General features: G+C 70.5%; 4 protein-coding genes and 1 pseudogene. 4 read left to right on the top strand and 1 reads right to left on the bottom strand.

Translation table 11 applies throughout. From position 1 onward, the window contains the following. Positions 1–363, bottom strand: a pseudogene (locus tag Q8814_RS24475) (glycoside hydrolase family 3 protein); the annotation flags it as partial. Between the two features lie 100 nt (positions 364–463). On the opposite strand from Q8814_RS24475, the gene Q8814_RS24480 reads away from it, so the two are divergent. From Q8814_RS24480 to Q8814_RS24495, 4 genes are all read left to right on the top strand, one after another. Then, a complete protein-coding gene (locus Q8814_RS24480) occupies positions 464–931 on the top strand; it encodes a universal stress protein (RefSeq protein ID WP_330154564.1) in 468 nt (155 codons plus the stop codon). Positions 932–964: 33 nt separating this feature from the next. Beyond that, entirely contained in the window at positions 965–2047 is a 1083-nt protein-coding gene (locus Q8814_RS24485) for an isochorismate synthase (RefSeq protein ID WP_330154565.1), read from the top strand. 166 nt (positions 2048–2213) lie between these two features. Then, positions 2214–2387 (top strand): DUF2613 domain-containing protein, encoded by a 174-nt coding sequence (locus tag Q8814_RS24490; protein WP_330154566.1) that lies wholly within the window; start codon positions 2214–2216, stop codon positions 2385–2387. After that, positions 2368–4709 (top strand): DUF3367 domain-containing protein (locus Q8814_RS24495; protein ID WP_330154567.1); only part of this gene is annotated, 2342 nt, incomplete at its 3' end. The genes Q8814_RS24490 and Q8814_RS24495, both read left to right, overlap by 20 nt.

The following is a 4709-nucleotide window of genomic DNA, read 5'->3' on the forward strand; positions in this document are numbered from 1 at the left end:
GAGCATCACCGGGTCGGTCCAGCTGCCGATGAAGATCCCGCCGATCTGCTCGGACTGCACGGCCGCGAGCGCGTCGTCGGCACCGGTGACACCGACATTGAGCAGTTGCGCCAGCTTCTGACGCAGGGTGAGAGAGGCGAGCAGTTCATCGCCGCACGCGGACACCGCCGCGCTCGCCCCCTCGGGCTGCGCCGGCGGAGCGGGTGAACTCGTAGGGGACGGCAGCACCTCGTCCGAAGCGGCCTCGGAGGATGCGGGAGCGTCGGAGGCCGACGGCGCGACGTCGACGGCGCTGTCCGCGCCGCATCCCGAGGCGGCAAACGCGGCCGCGAGGACGACGACGAGGCTGTGACGGATCCGCATGGTGCACGACGGTAGCCCAACGCCGTGACGCCCATCCCGACCGCCCTTCCGACCGGGTAGGGTGCATCCGAGCGTTACCGATACGACACAGGGGGTGCGCGTGGCCGCAGACCTGATCCTCATTGCCTACGACGGGTCCGAGAACTCCAAGCGCGCCGTCCGATACGCGGGCCGCTTCCTCGAATCCTGCCGTGCGGTCGTGGTCACCGCGTGGGAGCCGATGGTGCGGCAGGCCGCGCGGATGTCCGGGCTGTCGGGAGTCATGCAGCCCGAATGGGTGCCCGACGAGGACAGCGAGGACGTTGCGCTCACCGACGCGAAGGTCGTCAACGCCGAGGGTCTCGAACTGGCCAACGCGACGGGCCTGCACGCCGAGGGCCGCACCATCGAGGTTGTCAACGCAGTATGGGCGGCGATCATCGAGGCGGCCGACGAACTGGACGTCGACATCATCGTCACCGGTACCCGCGGCACCACCGGACTGCGCTCGCTGCTGCAGTCGTCGGTGGCCGACCACGTGTTGCGCCACAGCCACCGGCCCGTCCTGATCGTGCCACCGGGCCGCTGACCGCGTCGCGCGCAAGGATATCGTCGACAGACCATGGACGGTTTCCTGCTCTCGCGCGCCGATCGCACCGTACAAACCACCGGAACACGACGTCTGTACTCGGACGTCACCTCGGCGTCCCGGGCACTGCGCCGCAACGAGGCCGAGTTGATCGCCGGGGCCCTGCCGTTCGATCCCGAGCGTCCCGTCGCCCTGGCCCAGCCCGAAGAGATCGTCGTCACCGACGGGCCGTGGAAGCCGCCGGAGGATCTGCCGGACCTGCCACCCGTGCGCGTGGCCGCCCAGATACCGCTGCCGCGCGTCCACGTCGCACGGGTGCGTTCCCTCGTCGAACGCCTCGAACTGGACGAGTTCGACAAGGTGGTCGCGGCTCGACGGGTCGCGCTCGAGGCGGACGACCCGATCGATCCGCTCGCGCTGGCCGCCCGCATGATCGACCGGCACCCGGACGCTGCCACGTACGCCCTCGACCTCAGTGCCGCCGGTGAACGGTTCTGGGGACACACGCTCGTCGGTGCGAGCCCCGAACTCCTGGTCAGCGTGCGCGGCGACACGGTCACATGCCGTCCGCTCGCCGGGACGGCCGCGCGTGACGACGACCCGGTCGCCGACGAGTGGGCCGGCGAACAGTTGCTGGCGTCGGCGAAGAACCTGGCCGAGCACGCCTTCGTCACCTCCTGGATCCGGGCGCGGCTGGCACCGCTGTGCAGCGACCTCGACATCCCCGCCACCCCCGAACTGACCTCCACCCCGGACGTGTGGCATCTCGCCACACCCATCACCGGAACCCTGCGCGACCCGCACACCGACGCCCTCACCGTGGCGGCCGCGTTGCACCCCACTCCCGCCGTTGCGGGCACCCCCACCGAGGCGGCCCTGGCCACCATCCGGGCGGTCGAAGGCGACCGCCGCTTCTACGGCGGCGCTGTCGGTTGGTGCGACGCCGGTGGCGACGGCGATTGGCTCGTCGCGATCCGCTGCGCCGAACTGAGTTCCGACGGGCTGCGGGCCGTCGCGTGGGCAGGAGGAGGCATCGTCGCCGGCTCCGATCCGCACGCCGAACTCGACGAGACCACCGCGAAACTGCGCACGTTGCTGGGCACTCTCGGCCTCTGATCGCACCGCGTCGAACGCGCCATCTGCGCAGCGTCGAACGCGCCATCTGCGCAGCGTCGAACGCGCCATCTGCACCGCGTCGAGCGCAGGATCCGGAGCGGTGGCGCGGGGTGATACCTTGACGCGAGCAAAACGTCATGCGTCGACGATCGATGGGGAGTTGGGTATGGGGAAGTTCCTGGGACCGGGCCTTGGCAGCGTAGTTGTCGGTGCCGTGCTCGGTGTGGTGGCGGTATTCGGTGTGACGGCCGCACTGCAGGAAAACTCGCGACCGCAGATCGATCGCAGCGGCAACGCCGATTCGTCCCTGCTGAACCAGGTTGAGTACGGCAGCCGCTGACGGCGCCGGTAACGCTTCGAGTTCAAGCACGTACCGAGGCGCGACGGAGCTTCCGTCCGCCGAACCCCTGTCGCGGCGGTGGTTGTACGCGGTCGCCGCGGTCGCGTTCGTATTGGCGTTCGTTCAGGTCCCCGGCCTGATCGTCGCCGATACGAAATACGACCTGACCCAGAACCCGATCGGTTTCCTCACGCGCGCCGCTCACCAGTGGAGCAGTGCGGCGCCACTCGGGCAGGTGCAGAACCAGGCATACGGCTACTTCTTTCCGCACGGCTCGTTCTTCGCCGCCGGGCAATTCCTGCACATTCCCCCGTGGATCACGCAGCGCGTGTGGTGGGCGCTGCTGCTGATCGTGGGTTTCTGGGGTCTGGTGCGGCTCGCCGAGGCTCTCGGAATCGGCAGTCGCAGCTCACGGGTGATCGCCGCGACGGTGTTCGTGTTGTCGCCTCGGGTGCTGACCACTCTCGGGTCCATCTCGTCCGAGGCGCACCCGATGATGCTCGCGCCGTGGGTACTTCTGCCGGTGGTGCGGTATCTGAACACCCCGCACGCCGTGTCCCACCGGAAACTCGCGGCGCAGTCCGCCGTCGCCGTGGCGCTGATGGGTGCGATCAACGCCGTCGCGACCGCCGCTGCCTGCCTCATCGCCGCCCTGTGGTGGGTCGCGCACCGCCCGAACCGGCGGTGGTGGCGGTTCACCGCATGGTGGTTGCCGCTGTGCTTGGTCGCGGTGACGTGGTGGATGGTGCCGTTGCTGCTGCTCGGCAGCGTCAGCCCGCCGTTCCTCGACTTCATCGAATCGTCGGGCGTCACCACCGAGTGGACGTCGCTCGCCGAAGTACTGCGCGGCACCAGTAGCTGGACGCCGTACGTCTCGCCCGAGCGCATCGCGGGCGCGGTCCTGGTCACCCAGCCCGCGGCGGTGCTTGTCACCGGTCTGCTGGCCGCGGCCGGCATGGCAGGGTTGGCGATGCGTTCGATGCCGGCGCGCGGCCGGTGGACGCTGATCCTGTTCGTCGGGGTCGCGGGACTCGGGGCGGGGTATGTCGGCCAGCTCGATTCGCCGTTCGCCGAGCAGGTGCGCCTGTTACTGGACTCCACCGGCGCGCCACTGCGCAACGTCCACAAACTCGAACCGCTCGTGCGGCTCCCGCTGGTGCTCGGCCTCGCGCATCTGCTGCGGTGGGTGCCGCTGCCCGGCTCCGTGTCGTGGCCGCGGGCGCGCAACGCCTTCGCCCACCCGGAACGCAATCCGATGGTCGCGTTCACGACGCTCGTTCTCGTCGCGCTGACACTGGCCACGTCGCTGGCATGGACCGGCAAGCTCGCGCCGCGCGGCGCGTACGACGAGGTGCCCGAATACTGGCACCAGACCGCGCAGTGGCTGAACGAACACACCTCGGACCGCGGTGAGCGCGCACTGCTCGTGCCCGGCGCCCCGTTCGGCAGCCAGATCTGGGGACTCACCCGCGACGAACCGCTCCAGGCCCTCGCCTCCACCCCGTGGGCGTCACGCGACGCGGTGCCGCTGGTGCCGCCCGGCGCGATCCGCGCCCTCGACGCCGTGCAGCGTCACATCGCCGACGGGCGCCCGTCCCCCGGGCTCGCCGCGACCCTCCGCGGGCAGGGCCTGGGCTATCTCGTCGTCCGCAACGACCTGGATCCGGAGACTTCCCCCTCGGCGCGACCGGCGCTCGTGCACCGCGCGGTCGAGGGCTCTCCCGGACTCGAGCGTGTCGCCGCGTTCGGGCCCGATATCGAGCTCGAACCCGCGGAGGATTTCGTCGCCGACGCCGACCTGCGGCCCGTGTACCGGGCGATCGAGATCTACCGCGTCACCGAACCCGCCGACGCGCCCGTCGGTCCGTACGTGGTCGACGCCGCGTCGGTGCCGCTGGTGCAGGGCGGACCCGAATCGTTGCTGCGGCTCAACGCGCGCCGACCGGACCGCGTCGGACCCACACTGCTCGCGGCCGACGCCGCCCGGGCCGGGCTCCCCGTCGACACGGTGACCGTCACCGACACCCCGACCGACCGCGAAACCGATTACGGGCAGGTCGACCATCACTCGTCGACGATCCGCGCCGCGGACGATCCGCGCCGGACCCACAATCGGGTGCCGGACTACCCGGTGCCGGATACCGAACTCGTGCGTGCCGAGTGGGAAGGTGCGCGCCTGAGCGTGTCGAGTTCCGCGTCGGACGCCACCCAGCTCGGCGGCACCTCTGTCGGCAGCGGGCCCGCCGCGGTCGTCGACGGTGATCCGGCCACCGGCTGGCACAGCAACGGGCTCGAATCCGCGGTCGGGCAGTGGTTGCAGCT

The sequence above is a fragment of the Rhodococcus chondri genome (assembly GCF_036327435.1).
Classification (GTDB): Bacteria; Actinomycetota; Actinomycetes; order Mycobacteriales; family Mycobacteriaceae; genus Rhodococcus; species Rhodococcus chondri.